Below are 19,205 nucleotides of genomic sequence, written 5' to 3' on the forward strand. Positions count from 1 at the left end.
CTCGTGCATGGACAAGTCGCCTCGATCGCAGCCGACCGGCCCGGCCGTCACGCCGGACCGGGAGCCGGCGGTCCGCCGCTTCCGGGCCCGCGGAGCGCGGTCGCACTTCCTGGTGGCCTGCCTCGCCGGCGGCCTGCCGGCCGCCTACCAGCCGCAGCCCGAAGCCGAGGTCTCCGACCTGTTCGCCGGCTTGATCGCCCGCCTCGAGTCCGGGGCGCCCGACGCGTCCTGACGCCGTCAGGATTGTTCGCGCCGACCGCGCCGGCTGCGCGCCACCGCCTTCCGCAACACCCGTGAGAGCTGCTCGACCGAGTAGGGTTTGTGCAGCAGCTCGAAGCCGTGCGCGCCTTCCTCGGCCAGGACGTGGCTGTAGCCGCTGGCCAGCACCACCGGCAGGTCGGGCCGCCGGCGGACGATCTCCTTGGCGAGCTCGATCCCGTTCATGCCCGGCATGACGATGTCGGAGAACACCACCTCGAAGCGGAAGGGGATCTTCTCGAGCTGGCGCAGGGCGTCGGCGGCGGAGGTCGCCCAGACCGTGTGGTAGCCGAGCTCGGCCAGGGTCTGGGTCGCGAAGCGGCCGACCTCCGGGTTGTCCTCGACCACGAGGACGCAGGTGCCGTGGCCCTCGGTCAGGGGCTCGGCCTCCTCGGCGAGCCCGACGGTCTCCGGCACGCCCGCGACCCGCGGCAGGTAGAGGGTGAAGGTCGAGCCGCGCCCCGGCGCGCTCTCCACGACGACCTCGCCGCCGGACTGCTTGGCGAAGCCGAAGACCTGAGACAGCCCGAGGCCGGTGCCCTGGCCGACGCCCTTGGTGGTGTAGAACGGCTCGAAGATCCGGTGGAGGTCGCTCGCCGCGATGCCGGAGCCGGTATCGGTCAGCGACACGGCCACGAAGGCGCCGGCGCGGATGTCGATGGGCGGGATGCCCTCGACGGTGCCGACCCGGATCGTCAGCCGGCCCTGGCCGTCCATGGCGTCGCGTGCGTTGACCGCCATGTTCACCAGCGCGGTGTCGAACTGGCTCGGGTCGGCATGCACGTAGCAGGGCGTCTCGGGGACCTCGACCACGATGGCGATGCGGGCGCCCGTCAGGGTCCCGACCATCTCGCTGATCGCGGCGACACCGGTGCCGACGTTGAAGGTCTCGGGTTTCAGGGCCTGGCGCCGGGCGAAGGCGAGGAGTTGTCCGGTGAGCTTGGCCGCCCGCGCCACCGTGTCGGAGATCGCGTCGACGTAGCGGCGGCGGCGGTCCTCGGCGAGCCCCGGCCGCTTAAGGAGGTCGGTGGAGGACTTGATGACCGTGAGGAGGTTGTTGAAGTCGTGGGCGACGCCGCCGGTGAGCTGGCCCACCGCCTCCATCTTCTGCGCCTGCCGCAGGGCCTCCTGGGCCTGGTCGAGGGCGGCCTCCCGGGCCTTCTCCTCGGTGATGTCGCGGCCGCTGCAATAGGAGCGCCCGCCCTCCGGCACCGCGGTCCAGGAGAGCCAGCGGTAGCCGCCGTCGCGGGTGCGGTAGCGGTTCTCGAAACGGAAGACGGGCGTGCTGCCCGCGAGGGTCCGGATCGCCGCCTGCGTGCGCTCGACGTCGTCCGGGTGGATCAGGTCGATCACGGGGCGCCCGGCGATCTCCGATTCGGACCAGCCGAGCACCACCTCCCAGGCCGGGTTCAGGCGCTCGAAATAGCCGTCCGGGTGGAACACGCCGAGGAGGTCGGGGCTGACCAGCCAGGTCAGGCCGCGCTCGTTGGAGCGCAGGATGACCTGGCGCTCCAGATCGGCATTGAGGAAGCGCAATTCCGCCTCGTTCCGGCGCAGAGCGATCTCGGCCAGCGCCCGGTCGGTGACGTCGACCCCATCGACGAAAATGCCGGTGACGGCGCCGTCGTCATCGAAGATCGGCTGGTAGACGAAGTCGAGATAGAGCTCGACCTCGGGTCCGTCGGCGGCCTTCAGGGTCAGTTTCGAAGCCGTCGCGGTGAAGGCCTCCCCGGTGCGGTAGACGGTGTCGAGCAGGTCGAGATAGCCCTGGGCGACGGCGTCGGGGAGGGCCTCCGCCACGGTCCGGCCGAGCACCGGCCGGTTGCCGACGAGGCGGCGATAGGCCGGATTGGCGAGCTCGAAGCGGTGTTCGGGCCCGCGCAGGACGGCCATGAAGCTCGGCGCCTGAGCGAAGAGCTGCTCGAGGCGCTCGTGCTCGGCCCTGGCCCGGCGCTCCGCCCGGACCCGGCCGGTGGTCTCGGCACAGGCGCAGAACATGCCGGCGACCCGCCCGGCCTCGTCGCGCACGGGCGTGTAGCCGAACGAGAAGTAGGTCTCCTCCGGGTAGCCGTTGCGATGCATGATGAAGGCGATGCCGTCCATATGCGTCGCTTCGCCCGCATAGGCGCGGGCGAGGATCGGCTCCACCTGGTCCCAGATGTCGTGCCAGAGATCGCGGAACGAGCCGCCGAGGGCGGCCGGGTGCCGCGCGCCGCACATCGCGGCGTAGCCGTCATTGTAGAGGGTGATGTAGTCCGGCCCCCAGACGATCAGCATCGGCTGCTGCGAGCCGAGCATCACGCCCACGAGGGTCTTGAGCGCCTGGGGCCAGCCCGCCGGCGCGCCGATGGAGGTCGCCGACCAGTCGTGCTGGCGCAGGAGCGCGCCGGTCTCGCCACCCTCGACGAGAAAGGCTTCGCGAAACGGCATCCTAGGGTCCTCTGCCGGCCCGGGGGCGAGCCCGGGCGGGCCGTTCATGGCATGGGCCGCCCGGCCCATTCGACAGCCGACCGGATCCGGCCGCGGACCAGGCCGGTTAGAGGCCGCGGTTGGCGCCCGGAACCACGCTGGCGCCGGAACCGCTGCCGAACGGCTCGTACTTGGTCAGGCCGCGGAAGAGCTGGCTGAGGAAGGCGCGGTCGGCGCCGCTGGTCGGCGTGGTGCGCTCGATGAAGTCGAACACCTTGCCGTCCTGCAGGCCGTAGAGCGCCACGCGCTCGACCTTGAAGGCCGGGGTGAAATAGACGGCGGTGACCTTCTGATCCTCGACCTGCTCGCCGAGGAACAGGACCGTGCGGCGCGTGTTCTGGCTGATGTAGTACCAGGACTTGTTGCCGACGGTGGAGACGGTGGAGGGCGTACCGAGGATCTGCAGCACCTGCTCGGCGCTCATGCCAGGCTTCACCGTGGCGAGGGCCGCCTGGTCGATCTGGTAGCCGTGGCGGATGTCCTCGCCGATGCAGCCGGACACACCGGCTCCGATCACGCCGAGGACGACGAGGCGAGCGAGCGACGAGACGAGACGGCGCGACATCGGCCACCCTTGCTGACAGTGAGAAACTGAACGCGTCTTCCGTGAAGGCGACTCCCGGAAGGCGTCCTCCGCGAGGGCATCTTCCAGGAAGTCATCCCGCGGCCCCGATGCCGACCCGGCACCGAGGGCGGAAGAATCCCGATGGAGGTTGCACCTTGACCGTTCGCTGCCGTAACGCGGGGTTATGGTTTTGACAAGGCAAGCCCGGCCACACCCGCCGGCCGTCTGCAGTGGTTCCGAGGCCGCAGGCCGGGGGAGATGCGCATGATGACGGGACTCCTCGACCGGCTGCGCGGCTGGGGGCGCTCCAGCCCGCGCGAGCAGGTGATCGAGACGCTGCACGGCCGCGTCAACGAGGCGGCGCGGCATCCGGACCTCTACCTGCGTCTCGGCGTGCCGGACACGCTGGAGGGCCGGTTCGAGTGCCTGATCCTGCACGTCATCCTGGTGCTGCGGCGCCTGAATCGGCTGCCCGAACCGGCCGCCGACGTGGCGCAGGACCTCGTGAATTCGGTGTTCCTGCAGCTCGACTCGTCGCTGCGGGAATCCGGCATCGGCGATTTCGGGGTGCCGAAGCGCATGAAGAAGCTCGGCTCGGCCTTCTACGGCCGTGCCGAGGGCTACGATGCCGCCCTCGATGCCGGGGATGCGACGGCCCTGACGGCCGCGCTCGCCCGCAACACCCTCGGCCTGGACGCGCCGGAGGCGGCCGCCGGGCTCGCCCGCTACGTCGTCGCCAGCGATGCCGCCCTGGCCCGGTCCGACCTCGACGGCCTGATCGGCCTCGGCCCGGCCTTCCCGCCGCCGCACACCTTCGCCGCTCCGCCTGCCGGGCCGGAGGGCGCCACGACACGGACAGTTCCATGACTCGTCACGACAAGCCCCCTCACGACAAGCCTCGCCACGACACCCTGCGCCGCGACGAGCCCGGCCCGCTCTCGCGGGTCGTCAGCGTCGACCGCCTGCGCCGCAGCGACGGCCGCCTCGTCGTCACGGCGAGCCCGGAGGAATGCGCGGCGCTCGCCGCGGATTTCGGGATCCCGGCCATCTGCGACCTCATGGGCACCTTCGAGACGAGCGGCCCGGCCTCGGCCTTCCGGGTGCGCGGCACGGTGACCGCCCAGGTGACGCAGGTCTGCACGGTGTCCCTCGAACCGTTCGAGGGCCCCGTCTCGGAGCCGGTGGACCTGCTGTTCACCGACACCGACCGGCTCGCCGGGACCGATGCGGAGGATGCCGACGTTCCCGATCCGATCGTCGGCGGCAAGATCGACTTCGGCACCATCACGGCCGAGTTCCTGGCCCTCGGGCTCGACCCCTATCCGCGCAAGCCCGGCGTCGCCTTCGAGCCCCATATCGAGGACATGGACGAGCCGCCGCTGGCCGCCCTGCGCGGCCTGAAGCCGGCCAACGACTGAGCCGGCCGGGCCTTCGCCGGGACGGCGTTCCGCGAAAGGTTCAGATTTCGTTTGCCCGCCGGGCATCAATCGCTATTTTCCGCCGCGCCGGGCAGGGGGCCGGTCGTCCGCCAGCAACCCCGTCCACCGTGATGCCTCCCCGCCGGGAGGCAGACCCCTTCCGCGTATCAGAGGCCACCGGCCACCCACCATGTCCCAGAGAGTGTGCATCTCGCTCGACGCCATGGGCGGCGACCACGGCCCTACGACCGTGGTGCCCGGCGCCGCCATCGCCCGCGAGCGCCATCCCGAGATGACGTTCCTGATGTTCGGGGATGAAGCAATCCTCACGCCATTGGTGGCCGCCGAGCCGCGCCTGAAGGGCGCCGTCGAGATCCGCCACACGACCATGGCGATCGCCATGGACGAGAAGCCGAGCCAGGCGGTGCGCTCCGGGCGCGGCAAGTCCTCGATGTGGCGCGCCATCCAGGCGGTGAAGGACGGGGAGGCCGATGCCGCCGTCTCTGCCGGCAACACCGGCGCCCTGATGGCGATGTCCAAGATCTGCCTGAAGACCCTGGCGGGCATCGAGCGCCCGGCCATCGCCTGCCTCTGGCCGACGGTACGCGGCGAGAGCGTGGTCCTCGACGTCGGCGCCACCATCGGCACCGATGCCGAGCACCTCGTCGAGATGGCGGTGATGGGCTCCGCCATGGCCCGGATCGTGTTCGACCTCGACCGGCCGACCGTGGGCCTCCTCAACGTCGGCACCGAGGAGATGAAGGGCAACGAGGCGGTCAAGGAAGCGGCGCGCTACCTGCGCGAGACCGACCTGCCGAACCTCGCCTATCACGGCTTCGTCGAGGGCAACGACCTCGGCAAGGGCACGGTGGACGTCGTCGTCACCGAGGGCTTCACCGGCAACATCGCCCTGAAGACCGCCGAGGGCACGGCCAAGCAGATCGGCAGCTACCTGCGCGCCGCCATGAGCCGGACCGTCTCGGCCAAGATCGGGTACTTCTTCGCCCGCCACGCCTTCGCGGCCTTGCGGGACAAGATGAACCCGAGCCGGGCCAATGGCGGCGTGTTCCTCGGCCTCGAGGGCATCGTCATCAAGAGCCACGGCTCCGAGGACGCGCACGGTTTCGCGGCGGCCGTCGACCTCGCCCACGACATGGCGCGGCACGACCTGATGCGCACCATCCGCGACATGCTCGACCTGACGCCGGCCGCGGTCGCATCGTGAGTGAGCCGGTCCGCGAACAGAAGGACGGTCCCATGACGGTCACGACCGGGACGGCCCATTCCGGAAAGGTCCTGCGCTCCGTCGTCGTCGGCTGCGGCTCCGCCCTGCCGGCCCGATGCGTCACCAACGAGGAGCTCAGCCGCACCGTCGACACCTCCGACGACTGGATCGTGCAGCGCACCGGCATCCGCCAGCGCTACCTCGCGGATGCCACCGAGACCACATCGGTCCTCGGAGCCCGCGCCGCCCGGGCCGCCCTCGACGAGGCGGGCCTGACCGCCGACGACATCGATCTCATCATCTGCGCCACCTCGACGCCCGACCACACCTTCCCGTCCACCGCCACCGAGATCCAGGCGGCCCTGGGCCTGCGCGGCGGCTTCGCCTTCGACGTCCAGGCGGTCTGCGCCGGCTTCGTCTATGCCGTGACCGTGGCCGACAAGTTCCTGAGCACGGGCAGCGCTCGGCGCGCCCTGGTCGTCGGCGCCGAGACCTTTTCGCGAATCCTCGACTGGGAGGACCGCACCACCTGCGTGCTGTTCGGCGACGGCGCCGGCGCCGTGGTGCTGGAGGCCCGCGAAGGGGAAGGCACCAGCGCCGACCGCGGCGTGCTCACCGCGAGCCTGCGCTCGGACGGCCGCCACCGCGAGAAGCTCTACGTCGACGGCGGCCCGGGCTCCACCGGCACCACCGGCCACCTGCGCATGACCGGCAAGGAGGTGTTCCGCTTCGCCGTGGGCTCGGTCACCGACGTCATCGACGACGCCTTCCGGGCGTCCGGCACCACGGCCGAGGACCTCGCCTGGTTCGTGCCGCACCAGGCCAACCGGCGGATCATCGAGGCCTCGGCCGACAAGCTCGGCATCGCCCGCGAGAAGGTGGTGCTGACCGTGGACCGGCACGGCAACACCTCGGCCGCCTCGATCCCCCTGGCCCTCGACGTCGCCCGCAAGGACGGCCGGATCCAGCCCGGCGACCTCGTGATGATCGAGGCGATCGGCGGCGGATTCACCTGGGGCGCGGCCCTCATCCGCTGGTAGGGGCGGGGCGTTCCGAAAACGGGACCTCACGCAAGGTTGACCGCAGGATGAACGCCGATTAGCGTGCGCAATCATAGAGATACTAAGAAAACTCGAATCGCCTTGGGGAATGTCGCATGACAGGAAAGACGGTCACACGCGCCGATTTGAGCGAGGCCGTCTACCAGCAGGTCGGCCTCTCGCGGACCGAGTCCTCCGCCCTGGTCGAGACGGTTCTGTCCGAGATCTGCGCCTGCCTCGCGAGCGGTGAGACGGTGAAGCTCTCGTCGTTCGGCTCCTTCGTCGTGCGCAGCAAGGGCCGCCGGGTCGGGCGCAACCCGAAGACCGGCGTCGAGGTGGCGATCGAGCCGCGCCAGGTCATGGTGTTCAAGCCCTCGAACGTGCTCAAGGCCCGGATCAACGGCCTGAACGGCGCGGCCGAGCACGACGACGAATAGGCCCGCCATGTCCCTCGCCGCGCGGATCGACGAAACGAAGTCAGACCCTCGCGACGGGGAGACGCCGGTGCGCGAGGCCCCCGAGAAGAGCGCGGGCGCCTTCCGCACCATCAAGGAAGCCGCCGACGAACTCGACGTGCCGCAGCACGTCCTGCGTTTCTGGGAGACGCGCTTCACCCAGATCCGCCCGGTCAAGCGGGCCGGCGGCCGGCGCTACTACCGCCCCGACGACGTCGATCTCCTGAAGGGCATCAAGCGCCTCCTGCACGGGCAGGGCTACACCATCAAGGGCGCCCAGCGCGTGCTGCGGGAGCGCGGCCTGCGCTTCGTCCAGTCGGTGGGGCGCGGCGAGGTCGTGGCGGCCGCCCCCTCGCTCCAGGATGCCGAGCACGAGGCGCCGGCGGCCGGCCCGCTTGCAGGCCCACATGCCGAAGACGCGCTCACCGAGGCGCAGCGGGCGGTGCTCGAAGCGGCCCTGGACGACCTGCGGGCCTGTCGCGCGGCGCTTGCCTGCCTGCGCCTGCCGCCGGAACCGGCCGGGGACATCGAAGGCGACGTCTGAGGACGGGGAGCCCCAAGGACTCGGGACGTCCGAGACGGCCCGCGCCCACTCGACGCCCGCGCCCGCGATCCCCACATCCGCTGCACCCGGACCGAATCCTCCGCGTCCCGCGCGGATCGCCCGGCGTGATCGGAGTTCGTCCCGCATGCTGCTCGCCCGTCCCCTCACCCTCCTGGCCGCCGGCGCCCTCTTGGCCGGGCCGGCCCTGGCGCAGACCACGGTCACCCGCAGCGAGACCGCCGCCAGCGGCAAGAGCGTGCGCCTCGCCATCGTGCCGAACCTGAAGAAGGACTGCTCCACCGGTCCGATGCCGGAGATCCGGGTCAGCGGCGCGCCGAAGAACGGCTCGCTGATCACCAAGGTCGGCAAGATCAAGACGCCGGCGAAGTACCGCTGCCCCAGCAAGGAGGCCGCGGTCCAGGCGGTGTTCTACCAGAGCAAGGACGGCTTCACCGGCAGCGATGAGGTGACGGTCGACGTCAAGGATTCCGACGGCAACGTCCAGACCCAGAACATCAAGATCACGGTGGGGGCGGCCAAGCCCGATGCGGCCAAGCCCGACGCGGCCAAGAAGGAGTCCACCGACCTGTGAGCCTCCCCCGGGGCCGCGGCGCACCGGCGTCCGCGGCCCCGGCCCCGAACCCGGGTGACCGGTCCGAGTGTTGCACTGTGGCACGCATCACACGCCCAAATTCCGTCGTGAATGCGCTGCGACAAAACTGGGCCTGTCAGTTGCATCCAAGGCGAGACAGGATGAAGCTGTCGCTGTCGTGAGGGGATCGGAAAGCCTATGCCGTCGACGAACGACCTGTTCCAGAGCTTCGCCCGTGGCTACGAGGCGCGTCGCGATACGGAGATGAGCCTCTCCGAGTATCTCGAAGCGTGCCGCGACGAACCCTTGATGTACGCCTCCGCCGCCGAGCGCATCCTCGAGGCCATCGGCAAGCCGGAATTCGTGGACACAGCGAAGGACCCGCGCCTGGGGCGCGTGTTCATGAACCGGACCATCCGGGTCTATCCCGCCTTCGCCGAGTTCTACGGCATGGAGGAGACGATCGAGCGCATCGTCTCGTTCTTCCGCCACGCGGCGCAGGGCCTGGAGGAGCGCAAGCAGATCCTCTACCTGCTCGGTCCCGTCGGCGGCGGCAAGTCCTCCCTCGCCGAGCGCCTCAAGGCCCTGATGGAGACCCACCCCATCTACGTGCTGAAGGCCGGCAACGAGGTGTCCCCGGTCTTCGAGAGCCCGCTGGGGCTGTTCGACCCCGAGACGATGGGGCCTGAGATCCAGGAGCGCTACGGCATCCCGCGGCGGCGCCTCACCGGCCTGATGAGCCCCTGGGCTCTGAAGCGCCTCGACGAGTTCAACGGCGACATCTCGAAGTTCAAGGTCATCAAGGTCCGGCCCTCGCGCCTGCGCCAGATCGCCATCGCCAAGACCGAGCCCGGCGACGAGAACAACCAGGACATCTCCAGCCTCGTCGGCAAGGTCGACATCCGGCGCCTGGAGACCCTCTCGCAGTCCGATCCCGACGCCTACTCCTACTCCGGCGGCCTCAACCGGGCGAACCAGGGCGTCCTCGAATTCGTCGAGATGTTCAAGGCCCCGATCAAGATGCTGCACCCCCTGCTCACCGCGACACAGGAGGGCAACTACGTCGGCACCGAGAACATCGGCGCGATCCCGTTCACGGGCGTGATCCTGGCCCACTCGAACGAGTCCGAGTGGCAGACCTTCAAGACCAACAAGAACAACGAAGCCTTCATCGACCGCATCTACGTGATCAAGGTGCCGTACTGCCTCCGGGTCACCGAGGAGCAGCGCATCTACGAGAAGCTGGTCTCGGGTTCGGAGCTCTCCGAGGCCGCCTGCGCGCCGGGCACCCTGGAGATGCTGGCCCGCTTCTCGGTGCTCTCGCGCCTGCGCGAGCACGCCAATTCGAACGCCTTCTCGAAGATGCGGGTCTACGACGGCGAGTCCCTGCGCGAGGTCGATCCCCGCGCCCGCTCGATGCAGGAATACAAGGACGCCGCCGGCGTCGACGAGGGCATGGACGGGATCTCGACCCGCTTCGCCTTCAAGGTGATGGCGGCGACCTTCAACCACGACACCACGGAGGTCTCGGCCGATCCGGTCCACCTCATGTACGTGCTGGAGCAGGCCCTGCGGCGCGAACAGCTGCCGCCCGAGACCGAGAAGCGCTACCTGGAGTTCATCAAGACCGAGCTGGCTCCGCGCTACGCGGAGTTCATCGGCCACGAGATCCAGAAGGCCTACCTCGAATCCTACCACGATTACGGCCAGAACCTGTTCGACCGTTACATCGACTATGCCGATGCGTGGATCGAGGACCAGGACTTCAAGGATTCCGAGACCGGGCAGCTCCTCAACCGCGAACTCCTCAACCAGGAGCTGACCAAGATCGAGAAGCCGGCCGGCATCGCGAACCCGAAGGACTTCCGCAACGAGGTGGTGAAGTTCGCCCTGCGCTCCCGGGCGCAGCACGGTGGCCGCAATCCCTCCTGGACGAGCTACGAGAAGCTGCGCGAGGTCATCGAGCGGCGCATGTTCAGTCAAGTCGAGGAGCTGCTGCCGGTGATCTCCTTCGGCTCGAAGAAGGACGGCGAGACGGAGAAGAAGCACGGCGAGTTCGTCGACCGGATGGTGGCCCGCGGCTACACCGAGCGGCAGGTCCGCCGCCTGGTCGAGTGGTACATGCGGGTGAAGCAGGCGGGCTAGGGCATCGACCAAGCCTTGTCCGCACGGTGACGGGGCGGCCGCCACGGTGGCCGCCCCGCTCCGTCGATCCCACATTGGTCTTGAGGGCGAAGGCACACACACCGGATGCACATCGTCGACCGCCGTCTGAATCCCGGGGGCAAGAGCCTCGCCAACCGCCAGCGCTTCCTGCGCCGCGTGAAGGACGTGGCCCAGCGCGCCGTGCGGGAATCCGCGCGGGAGAAGGACATCAAGGACCTGGGCAAGGACGGCCGCGTCTCGGTGCCGGCCGACGGGGTCCGCGAGCCGCGCTTCGCCCGCCAGCCCGGCACCGGCCTGCACGACCACATCCTGCCCGGCAACAAGACCTACGTGGAGGGCGACCGAATCGAGCGTCCGCCGTCGGGCGGCGGCGGCAAGGGCTCGGGGGAGGGCGGCGAGGGCTCCGAGAACAGCGAGGACGCCTTCCGCTTCGTGCTGACCCGGGAGGAGTTCCTCGAGCTCTTCCTCGAGGACCTCGAACTGCCCGATCTCGCCAAGCGCCGGCTCTCGGTGGTGGAGACCGAAGGCCTGCGCCGGGCCGGCTACACCATCTCCGGCTCGCCGGCCAACCTCGCCCTGACGCGCACCCTGCGCAATTCGATGTCGCGCCGCATCGCCCTGAAGCGGCCGAAGCCCGACGAGATCGCCGCCCTGGAGGCGCGCATCGCCGCGACACCCTCGAGCGATCCCGACCTGCCGGAGCTGCTGCTGACGCTCTCGGCCCTGCGCGAGCGCACCAAGCGCATTCCCTACGTCGATCCCCTCGACCTGCGCTACCGCCGGTTCGAGACCTATCCGCGCCCGGTGGCGCAGGCGGTGATGTTCTGCCTCATGGACGTCTCGGGTTCGATGACCGAGCACATGAAGGACCTCGCCAAGCGCTTCTACATCCTGCTGCACATCTTCCTGACGCGGCGCTACAGGCACGTGGAGATCGTCTTCATCCGCCACACCGACAAGGCGACGGAGGTGGACGAGGAAACGTTCTTCGGCTCGCGCGAGACCGGCGGCACCCTGGTCTCCTCGGCGCTGGTCGAGATGAAGCGCGTCATCGCCGAGCGCTACGATCCCAACGATTGGAACATCTACGCGGCGCAGGCGTCGGACGGCGACAACGTCTCCAGCGACGGTCCGACCTCGACGGAGCTGCTGCGCGCCCACATCCTGCCGGCCTGCCAGCACTTCGCCTACCTGGAGGTCGGCGACGAGAACGGCCCGCGGGCCGGCTTCGTCGAGCACCGCACCACCCTGTGGCGAACCTACGAGAGCCTGGCGAAGACGGGCGCGCCCATCGCCATGCGCAAGGTCAACCACCGACGCGACATCTACCCGGTGTTCCGCGAACTGTTCGGGCGCAAGGACGCCCGGGCGGAAGCCGAGGCCTGAGGCCGCGCGCCGCGCGGGACACGAACCCTCCGAGGAAGGCCTACATCCTATGGTCGGCAGCATCATCCGCCCCACGCCCCAGCGGATCTCCGGCGGCCAGGAGCCGCTCTTCACCGGGAACGACTGGGATTTCGACACGATCCGGCGCATCCACGACGCCTGCGAGTCGATCGCCGGCGCGGAACTCGGCCTGTCCTGGTACCCGAACCAGATCGAGATCATCACCGCCGAACAGATGCTCGACGCCTACGCGTCGATCGGCATGCCGCTGTTCTACAAGCACTGGTCCTTCGGCAAGCACTTCGCCCAGCACGAGGCCGGCTACCGGCGCGGCATGATGGGGCTCGCCTACGAGATCGTCATCAACTCGGACCCGTGCATCTCCTACATCATGGAGGAGAACACGGCGACGATGCAGACGCTGGTCATCGCCCACGCGGCCTTCGGCCATAACCACTTCTTCAAGAACAACTACCTGTTCAAGCAGTGGACCGACGCCGAGGGCATCCTCGACTATCTCGACTTCGCCAAGGGCTTCATCTCGCGCTGCGAGGAGCGCTACGGCCACGCCGCCGTCGAGGCGGTGCTCGACGCCGCCCACGCGCTGATGAGCCAGGGCGTCCACCGCTACCCGCGCAAGAAGCGCCCCGACCTCGCCTCCGAGCAGCGCCGGGAGCGCGAGCGCGCCGAGCACGGCGAGCAGATCTACAACGACCTCTGGCGCACCCTGCCGCAGAAGGTCGCCGGCGCCCGCCCCGACCTTGCCGCGGAGCGGCGCAAGGCGCTCCTCGAACTTCCGCAGGAAAACATCCTCTACTTCCTCGAGAAGGCGGCTCCCCGGCTGCGGCCCTGGCAGCGCGAGATCCTGCGCATCGTCCGCCTGGTGGCGCAGTACTTCTATCCGCAGCGCCAGACCAAGGTGATGAACGAGGGCTGCGCCACCTACTGCCACTACCGGATCATGAACTCCCTCTCGGAAAAGGGCCTGATCGGCGAGGCGGCCTACCTCGAATTCCTGCAATCGCACACCAACGTCGTGCGCCAGCCGAACTACAACGAGCGCGGCTACAACGGCCACAATCCCTATGCCATCGGCTTCGCCATGATGCAGGACATCGCCCGCATCGTGGAGCAGCCGACGCAGGAGGACCGGGAGTGGTTCCCCGAGATCGCCGGCACCGGGGACGCCATGGCGACCCTGCGCGACATCTGGGCGAACTACCGCGACGAGAGCTTCATCGCCCAGTTCCTCTCGCCCAAGCTCATGCGCGACATGCGGCTGTTCCACGTCGTCGACGATCCCGACGAGTCGGACCTCTACGTCGAGGCGATCCACGACGAGCGCGGCTACCGCAAGATGCGCCGCTCCTTCGCCCGGCAATACGACGTCGCCTGGCTCGACCCGGACATCGAGGTGGTGGACGTCGACCTCGAAGGGGACCGGCGACTCATCGTGCATCACCGCGCGCTGAACCGCATCACCCTGCAGAAGGACGACGCCAAGCGGGTGCTCCAGCACCTGGCCGATCTCTGGGGCTACGATGCGGTGCTGAAGGAAATCGACCCGGCCAACGACGCGGTGCTGGCCGAGCACCATGCCAGCGCGCGGCCGATCTTCTTCTGAAAGTGCGGCCCGCGCCGGGGCGCCGGTCCATGAGAAGATTGGCGGCGTCCGGCGCAGGCGCTAGCGTGGGGCCATGATGAACGACGATCTGCGCGAATCGCGCGCCGCCCTGATCCTGCTCGCCGCCGCGGTCGGCTCCGTCCTGATCTTCGGAGCCGTCACGATCCTGATCCAGCTCTGACGCGCCGGAGGCGGCGCCCTCAGTGGGTCCAGGGTGCGGTGCGGTTGAACTTGAAATTGTCCGAGTAGGACAGACCCTTGCGCAGGATCGGCTTCTGCGGCTCCTCGACCCGGTAGGACAGGCCGGCCCGGGTCGCGTAGGCCACGGCCTCCTCGCGGGTCTCGAATTCGAGATGGACCTGCTGCAGCATGTCGGAGGAGCCGGTCCAGCCCATCAGGGGGTCGGTCTCGCGCGGCGCCGTCTGGTCGAATTCGAGCACCCAGGCCTTGGCGCGCGCTGTCCCGGACTGCGTCGGATCCTTCGCGGGCTGGTAGATGCGGGCGCTCGACATCGGGTCGTCCAACTCCAGGGAGCCTCGGCGAAAAGAATGGTCGGGGCGATAGGATTCGAACCTACGACCCTCTGGTCCCAAACCAGATGCGCTACCAGACTGCGCTACACCCCGACACGCTTGCGCGTAGAGGGGAAGTACGGTTTCGGCGGCCAAATGGCAACCGGCGTGCGGGGCGATCTGGCCGATGGCGAACGCCGGCCGGTGGCGTTCGGGACCGACCCTCCCGAAACGCTCGCGGAGCGGGTTCGCGACGCGTTCCTGGCCGTCGCCGGTTCTGCCGCGGCTCGCACCGACTTCGGTCCCGTTCGGGTCAAGGGCTTCCCCGAAGACCGGGTCGTCGGTCTTCGCTAGGCCGGCTGCAGGCGCCTCTCGTCCTGCACCTCGCGCAGCAGTTCCGGCACGCGGGCCCAGGGCGCCGTGGGGCGGCCGAACGTCGTCTCCCGCGTACCGGTGGCGATCGCGCCGACCGCGAGCACGTCCGGCCAGCGCGCGACGAAGGCGGCGACGCAATCCGGGTCGAAATGCCGGGCGCTGTCCGCGCGCAGACAGCACAGAGCCTCCTCCGCGGGCATGGCCGCCTTGTAGGGTCGGACCGTCGTCAGCGCGTCGAACACGTCGGCCACGGCCACGATCCGCGCCGAGAGTGGGATCGCCTCGCCTGCCAGTCCCTTGGGGTAGCCGCTGCCGTCCCATTTCTCGTGGTGGGCCTCGGCGATCTCGGCCGCGAGCTGGATCAGCTCCGACGTGCTGTCGTCCAGGATGCGCCGGCCGATCGCCGTATGGGTGCGCACGACCGCGAATTCCTGGGGCGTCAGGGCTCCCTTCTTGAGCAGGATGCCGTCCGGCACCGCGACCTTGCCGACATCGTGCAGGGGGGCGGCGAGGTAGATGCGGTGGCAGAGCTCGGGAGATAGGCCCAAGGCCTCGGCGATGATCTGGCTGTAGCGCGCGACCCGCCAGGTGTGATTGCCGGTGTCGTTGTCCCGGTATTCCACCGCGAGCGCGAGGCGGAAGATGATCTCCTCCTCGCGTTCGCGCAGGTGACGCACCGAGGTCTCGATCTCACCGGCCAGCCAGGCCGCCTGATCGTCGAGACGGCGGACGGCCGCCGCGAGCCTGACCTGGTTGCGCAGGCGGACGCTCAGCTCGAGGCCCTTCAGGCGCTTGTCCAGGAAATCGAAGGCCCCCGCTTCCAGGGCCGCCAACCGGACCGCGTCGGTCACGTCGCTGGTGACCATGACGATCGGCACCTGCGCATAATGCGGGATGGCGCGCATGCGCCGGATGAAGGTGGTGCCGTCCATGACCGGCATGTGGTGGTCGACCAGGATGAGGTCGAACGCCCGCGTCTGCGCCTCGATGAGCGCCTGGTCCGGGCTCGTCAGCGCCGTGACGCAGGCCCCGTGCTCCTGCTCCAGAAGGTACTTGAGCCGCAGCAGCATCGTCTGACTGTCGTCGACAAGGAGAGCGTCCACGACCGCGCTTTCTTATGTTTGGCACGGATTCAGTTTTGAATCTTGCCCGGGACGCCCAAGAGGAGGAGGCCTCTTGGGATGAGGATGAAATCTTGATCCTCTAAAAGCCCAAAAACTTAATAAACAGGGGAGAGCAACACCGGATGGTCGCCGCACTTCCCGTGATGATCGAGGCAGCGTCGTTGGCGGCGAACCGGGTCGCGGCGCTCGGCTCCATGACGTTTCCCGCAGCGCTGGCGGTTTGCATCAGAAGGCGTCGACCTCCGCCGCCACGACCGCCGAGCTCGACGATGCGCGCAGACCGGTGGCGACATCGGGAACGCGGAGGGCGTGACCGATACCGAGACCGTCGCAGCGGTCGAGATGTTCCCAAGCGATCCAACCCCGAGCCCTCTCCGATTCGCGAGGAACCCATTCGGCCGGATGCCCGCATGTCGGTTCCGGTCGCCGAGCCCTGCTCGTCCGGCATGCGCCGCGCTCGTGCGACCCTTTGGACCCAGGCGCGCGAGGAACGCCCGCCAGTGCGGTGCATTCCCTGCTCGCATCCGAACAGCCCTGGCATACCAACGGGATTCCCGCATGCGTAACCACATCACGCCCGACGAGTCCGCCTGGGCGAACGCATCCCGGCAGGCGCACTTCGCCGCGACCGCGGCCAACAGCAACCAGCGGCTGGAACTGGTGCACGACGAGCAGGCCGTGCCGGCCGCCGGAGCCATCGTGGACAGCCCGGCCTCGGTCCTGCCCGCGTCCGACTTCGAAGGTTTCGGCTCGTTCTCCTGAAGCCGCGCCGCGCGATCACCGATCAGGCCCTCGACCGCATCGCTCACCACGCACAGGACACCCGATGACCACTCTGACCCATCTCGACGCCAATCCGCGCCAGACCACCGATCCCGTCCTCAACGCCGACGCCAACCGGGCCGGGCCCGAGAGCACCTCCATGAAGCGGGAGCATCGGGTCGGGAACACGGTCGACAAGGTCGATCAGGTCAGCAGCGTGACGCTGCTCGGCATGGCGGTCGCCGGCTCGGCCGTGATGCTGCTGGCGCACTGGATCCTGGGCTGAGACGACCCTCGGGAGGGCGTCGACCGGACGCTCTTCCCTCCACCCGGTGAGGCCGGGCTCGCGACCCGCGGGCCCGGGAACGAAGACACGCCCGTCGGTGGACAGGTCCGCGTTCGCCGGTTTGCGAGCCGGCGGCGCGGAATTCCCGGCCCGGCGCCCCGACAGAGCGCTCACGCGCCGAAGATTTCCTGAAATCCGTCGTTGCGCGGAGCCGCCCGCCGGGACACGGTCGCGTTGCACGGCACAGGAAAGCAAGGGACGGGCATGGCCGACGACGGCACTTCGGATCAGGAACAGTTCTTCGCGTTGGAGACGGCCGAGCAGGTCGAGTTCGACGGCGACGGCCCGTTCATGTTTCCGCTCTGCGAGGCCAGGGCCGGCATCCTGATGGGGGAGGATGTCGGGATCGTCATCCTGAAGACCGTCGATGGCGATCGGTTCGGAATTCCCCTCGGGCACGAGGCCCTGTCGACCCTCTACCAAGTGCTGGGGGAAGCGCTGCGGGGACTGAAGCCCGACGGCGAGGTGATCCAGTGAGCGGCTCGCCCGGCGGGTAGACCCGCGCTTTCCCCGGTTCTCGTCCCGGAACCGTCGGGCGAGGCAACGCCACAGGCCGCCGCGCCCCCACACCATCGTCACAGCAACGGGGCGCCTCGTGAAACTCACTCTCTACATTGCCGGGGCGCTGCATATCGCGTTCGGGATCTTCTTCCTGCTCGCCTCCTCCGGCGCGCCGGCCTCCGAAGGGGGTGCCTATCTCGGTCCGGCGCTCGGAGGCACGATCGGCGGGTTCGTGATGCTGGCCCTCGGTCGCGCGATCCAGCTCCTGAAGCGGATCGAGCGGAACGTCCGGCCCGTGCCGGAGGAGACATCGCAACCCTGAGCCGCCCGCGCGGCCTCGCGCCTCTCTGGACAGCCGCGACCGCGCCCCGCCACCATCGCCGGAGTGAACCGAACCGACGGAGCCGGATATGAACGATGCGAAAATACGCGCCCTGGAGGCGCGCATCGACGCATTGGAAGGCGAGGTCAAACGCGCCCGCAACGACATCCAATGGGCGATCGCCCTGATGTTCGTCGTTCCGGTCGGGCTCCTGATCATCCTGCGGGTCTGGTCGTGAGGGACGCCGCTGGCCGTCGGATCGGCGCAACACCGCGAAAGTCTCAACAATGCGACGCCGAGCGTTAAGGCGGCGGTCACGATGACGGCAACCAATCCCATCCTCGGGGGCGAACCATGGTATTGAGGTTCGAACGAGGGTCGATCGATGTTTCTGATCTTACTGTCCGCCATCGGCGGAGGCATCATCTCGACGGCGCTGCTGTTGCCGTACGGCATCTGGACCGCATTGATGTGCGCGCCCCTCACAGGAAGTCTTTGCGCCGCCGCGGCCGGCGCCGTGATCATGCTGCGCCGCGGCGAGGACTGGAACGCCGAAGCGTCCTTCGAAGACAACACGGACGACCAGACCGACGCCATGGTGAAGATGCTGCGCGACATCGCCGCCAAGGGCCGCGACGCCGACGCCCCCGCGCAGCGCCCGGCACACAAGACCAAGGCCGCCTGAGGCGGCCGTCACCGGCTTCCATCGGACCATCGCGCCGAGCGAAGACCCGCGCTCCCGGCACGACGGCGAACGATGGCTGAGTGCCGTCCGACCGCGAGGCTCCACCGAGCCCCTCGAACGAGCGGTGGAGCGCCGTCGGCCGAGGCCGAATTGATCCTTCTCCGAGAACTGTCCTGTCTCGCATTCAGCTCTGGGCGACCTGTACGCGTCCGAAGTCGCTCTGGCTGACGCTGAATCGGCCGAGATCCGGGTCACGACCGCCCGTCTTGACCGCTCCAGTCCTTCCCGGGGGCGCAGCAGGCGGCGATACGAGCCGCTTGCGGCGAGATCCCGCGACATCGGAGAGGCCCTAGACGCGCACGTCGACCACGCGGCCCTGGCCCGGCATCCCGTCCCGCTCGGCCGCAGGCGCACGCTCCACCTCGACGGAAACGGTGCGCGGCTCAGTCTCGTGGCGCCGGGCGGCGTCGTTCCGGGCGTCGTGCACGATCTCGGTGGCCCGGAGGATGCCGACCTGGGTGATCGGAACGGTGATCGTCATGGGCGTCGATCCTTCGAATGTCTTCGAGGGGCGCCGGTCCTCAGGCCAGGATGTCGAGGACCCGACGCTCGGAGTCGAGCGTGGATTTCAGGATGGCGGTGTTCATCCCGATATTGGCCTTTTCCTGCATGAGCTGGACGGCGGTGGTCGAGAGATCGACCTGGGTCGCGCTCGGCAGGCTTGTGCCGATCGCCGCGATGCCCTCGGCCACCGTGGCGTAACGCTGGGTCGCGGCCTGGAGGCCACCGCTGCTCGCCGAAATCGCGCTGATCATGCCGCCGCCCTCGTTTCACCG

Annotated in this window: 24 protein-coding genes and 1 tRNA gene; 18 read left to right on the forward strand and 7 right to left on the reverse strand. The window is 69.0% G+C overall.

Translation table 11 applies throughout. The features are described 5' to 3' along the window. The first annotated feature begins 7 nt into the window (after nucleotides 1–7). Nucleotides 8–232 carry a hypothetical protein gene (locus tag ACXJY8_RS04135; RefSeq protein WP_463776304.1) on the forward strand — a complete coding sequence of 75 codons (225 nt, stop codon included), beginning with the start codon at nucleotides 8–10 and terminating at the stop codon, nucleotides 230–232. A gap of 5 nt (nucleotides 233–237) precedes the next feature. On the opposite strand, the gene ACXJY8_RS04140 is transcribed toward ACXJY8_RS04135, so the two are convergent. Together ACXJY8_RS04140 and ACXJY8_RS04145 are read right to left on the reverse strand one after the other, a co-directional pair. After that, the gene (locus ACXJY8_RS04140; protein WP_463776307.1) at nucleotides 238–2,688 is read right to left on the reverse strand and encodes a PAS domain-containing protein; all 2,451 of its coding nucleotides are present in this window, start codon (nucleotides 2,686–2,688) and stop codon (nucleotides 238–240) included. Between the two features lie 106 nt (nucleotides 2,689–2,794). Next, nucleotides 2,795–3,292 (reverse strand): outer membrane protein assembly factor BamE, encoded by a 498-nt coding sequence (locus ACXJY8_RS04145; RefSeq protein WP_463776310.1) that lies wholly within the window; start codon nucleotides 3,290–3,292, stop codon nucleotides 2,795–2,797. Nucleotides 3,293–3,556: 264 nt separating this feature from the next. On the opposite strand from ACXJY8_RS04145, the gene ACXJY8_RS04150 reads away from it, so the two are divergent. From ACXJY8_RS04150 to ACXJY8_RS04195, 10 genes are all read left to right on the forward strand, one after another. Further along, entirely contained in the window at nucleotides 3,557–4,159 is a 603-nt protein-coding gene (locus ACXJY8_RS04150; RefSeq protein WP_463776314.1) for a ubiquinol-cytochrome C chaperone family protein, read from the forward strand. Beyond that, nucleotides 4,156–4,710, forward strand: coding sequence for a YceD family protein (locus tag ACXJY8_RS04155; protein WP_463776316.1), 555 nt, complete (start codon nucleotides 4,156–4,158; stop codon nucleotides 4,708–4,710). Before ACXJY8_RS04150 ends, ACXJY8_RS04155 begins: the two co-directional genes overlap by 4 nt. Nucleotides 4,711–4,900: 190 nt before the next feature. Continuing rightward, the gene (gene plsX, locus ACXJY8_RS04160; RefSeq protein WP_463776319.1) at nucleotides 4,901–5,935 is read left to right on the forward strand and encodes a phosphate acyltransferase PlsX; all 1,035 of its coding nucleotides are present in this window, start codon (nucleotides 4,901–4,903) and stop codon (nucleotides 5,933–5,935) included. Nucleotides 5,936–5,967: 32 nt separating this feature from the next. Further along, on the forward strand, nucleotides 5,968–6,975 hold the full coding sequence (locus ACXJY8_RS04165; RefSeq protein ID WP_463776322.1) for a beta-ketoacyl-ACP synthase III: 1,008 nt from the start codon (nucleotides 5,968–5,970) through the stop codon (nucleotides 6,973–6,975). 116 nt (nucleotides 6,976–7,091) lie between these two features. Continuing rightward, nucleotides 7,092–7,412 carry an integration host factor subunit alpha gene (locus ACXJY8_RS04170; RefSeq protein ID WP_056474070.1) on the forward strand — a complete coding sequence of 107 codons (321 nt, stop codon included), beginning with the start codon at nucleotides 7,092–7,094 and terminating at the stop codon, nucleotides 7,410–7,412. 7 nt (nucleotides 7,413–7,419) lie between these two features. Next, nucleotides 7,420–7,974, forward strand: coding sequence for a MerR family transcriptional regulator (locus tag ACXJY8_RS04175; protein WP_463776324.1), 555 nt, complete (start codon nucleotides 7,420–7,422; stop codon nucleotides 7,972–7,974). A gap of 145 nt (nucleotides 7,975–8,119) precedes the next feature. Further along, nucleotides 8,120–8,566 carry a 4-aminobutyrate aminotransferase gene (locus ACXJY8_RS04180; RefSeq protein WP_463776326.1) on the forward strand — a complete coding sequence of 149 codons (447 nt, stop codon included), beginning with the start codon at nucleotides 8,120–8,122 and terminating at the stop codon, nucleotides 8,564–8,566. A 198-nt stretch (nucleotides 8,567–8,764) separates the two neighbouring features. Then, entirely contained in the window at nucleotides 8,765–10,711 is a 1,947-nt protein-coding gene (locus tag ACXJY8_RS04185) for a PrkA family serine protein kinase (RefSeq protein WP_463776329.1), read from the forward strand. 105 nt (nucleotides 10,712–10,816) lie between these two features. After that, nucleotides 10,817–12,118: a YeaH/YhbH family protein gene (locus tag ACXJY8_RS04190; protein ID WP_463776333.1), complete on the forward strand. Its 1,302-nt coding sequence runs from the start codon at nucleotides 10,817–10,819 to the stop codon at nucleotides 12,116–12,118. Between the two features lie 49 nt (nucleotides 12,119–12,167). Further along, complete coding sequence (locus ACXJY8_RS04195; RefSeq protein WP_463776336.1) at nucleotides 12,168–13,742, forward strand: SpoVR family protein; 1,575 nt, start codon at nucleotides 12,168–12,170, stop codon at nucleotides 13,740–13,742. A gap of 200 nt (nucleotides 13,743–13,942) precedes the next feature. On the opposite strand, the gene ACXJY8_RS04200 is transcribed toward ACXJY8_RS04195, so the two are convergent. Together ACXJY8_RS04200 and ACXJY8_RS04205 are read right to left on the reverse strand one after the other, a co-directional pair. Beyond that, entirely contained in the window at nucleotides 13,943–14,254 is a 312-nt protein-coding gene (locus tag ACXJY8_RS04200) for an ETC complex I subunit (protein ID WP_055950667.1), read from the reverse strand. 37 nt (nucleotides 14,255–14,291) lie between these two features. Next, a tRNA-Pro gene (locus tag ACXJY8_RS04205) sits at nucleotides 14,292–14,368 on the reverse strand. Between the two features lie 42 nt (nucleotides 14,369–14,410). Between ACXJY8_RS04205 and ACXJY8_RS04210 the strand changes: the two genes are divergently transcribed. After that, nucleotides 14,411–14,608 (forward strand): hypothetical protein, encoded by a 198-nt coding sequence (locus ACXJY8_RS04210; RefSeq protein ID WP_463776343.1) that lies wholly within the window; start codon nucleotides 14,411–14,413, stop codon nucleotides 14,606–14,608. On the opposite strand, the gene ACXJY8_RS04215 is transcribed toward ACXJY8_RS04210, so the two are convergent. Continuing rightward, nucleotides 14,605–15,732, reverse strand: a complete 1,128-nt coding sequence (locus tag ACXJY8_RS04215) for an HD domain-containing phosphohydrolase (protein ID WP_463776347.1) — start codon at nucleotides 15,730–15,732, stop codon at nucleotides 14,605–14,607. The genes ACXJY8_RS04210 and ACXJY8_RS04215 overlap by 4 nt on opposite strands. A 579-nt stretch (nucleotides 15,733–16,311) precedes the next feature. On the opposite strand from ACXJY8_RS04215, the gene ACXJY8_RS04220 reads away from it, so the two are divergent. The 6 genes from ACXJY8_RS04220 (at nucleotide 16,312) to ACXJY8_RS04245 (ending at nucleotide 18,369) form a co-directional block, all read left to right on the forward strand. Further along, nucleotides 16,312–16,515, forward strand: coding sequence for a hypothetical protein (locus ACXJY8_RS04220; protein WP_463776350.1), 204 nt, complete (start codon nucleotides 16,312–16,314; stop codon nucleotides 16,513–16,515). Nucleotides 16,516–16,579: 64 nt separating this feature from the next. Further along, complete coding sequence (locus ACXJY8_RS04225; RefSeq protein WP_463776353.1) at nucleotides 16,580–16,801, forward strand: hypothetical protein; 222 nt, start codon at nucleotides 16,580–16,582, stop codon at nucleotides 16,799–16,801. A 264-nt stretch (nucleotides 16,802–17,065) separates the two neighbouring features. Further along, entirely contained in the window at nucleotides 17,066–17,338 is a 273-nt protein-coding gene (locus tag ACXJY8_RS04230; protein WP_463776356.1) for a hypothetical protein, read from the forward strand. 118 nt (nucleotides 17,339–17,456) lie between these two features. Continuing rightward, complete coding sequence (locus tag ACXJY8_RS04235; RefSeq protein WP_463776360.1) at nucleotides 17,457–17,684, forward strand: hypothetical protein; 228 nt, start codon at nucleotides 17,457–17,459, stop codon at nucleotides 17,682–17,684. A gap of 88 nt (nucleotides 17,685–17,772) precedes the next feature. Continuing rightward, nucleotides 17,773–17,922, forward strand: a complete 150-nt coding sequence (locus ACXJY8_RS04240) for a hypothetical protein (protein WP_463776363.1) — start codon at nucleotides 17,773–17,775, stop codon at nucleotides 17,920–17,922. A gap of 147 nt (nucleotides 17,923–18,069) precedes the next feature. Continuing rightward, entirely contained in the window at nucleotides 18,070–18,369 is a 300-nt protein-coding gene (locus ACXJY8_RS04245) for a hypothetical protein (protein WP_463776366.1), read from the forward strand. A 349-nt stretch (nucleotides 18,370–18,718) separates the two neighbouring features. Here ACXJY8_RS04245 and ACXJY8_RS04250 read toward each other — a convergent pair whose 3' ends face one another. Together ACXJY8_RS04250 and ACXJY8_RS04255 are read right to left on the reverse strand one after the other, a co-directional pair. Further along, nucleotides 18,719–18,910: a hypothetical protein gene (locus ACXJY8_RS04250; RefSeq protein ID WP_463776368.1), complete on the reverse strand. Its 192-nt coding sequence runs from the start codon at nucleotides 18,908–18,910 to the stop codon at nucleotides 18,719–18,721. 40 nt (nucleotides 18,911–18,950) lie between these two features. Beyond that, nucleotides 18,951–19,184: a hypothetical protein gene (locus ACXJY8_RS04255; protein ID WP_463776371.1), complete on the reverse strand. Its 234-nt coding sequence runs from the start codon at nucleotides 19,182–19,184 to the stop codon at nucleotides 18,951–18,953. Nucleotides 19,185–19,205: the final 21 nt, after the last annotated feature.

The sequence above is a fragment of the Methylobacterium sp. TK31 genome (assembly GCF_055361545.1).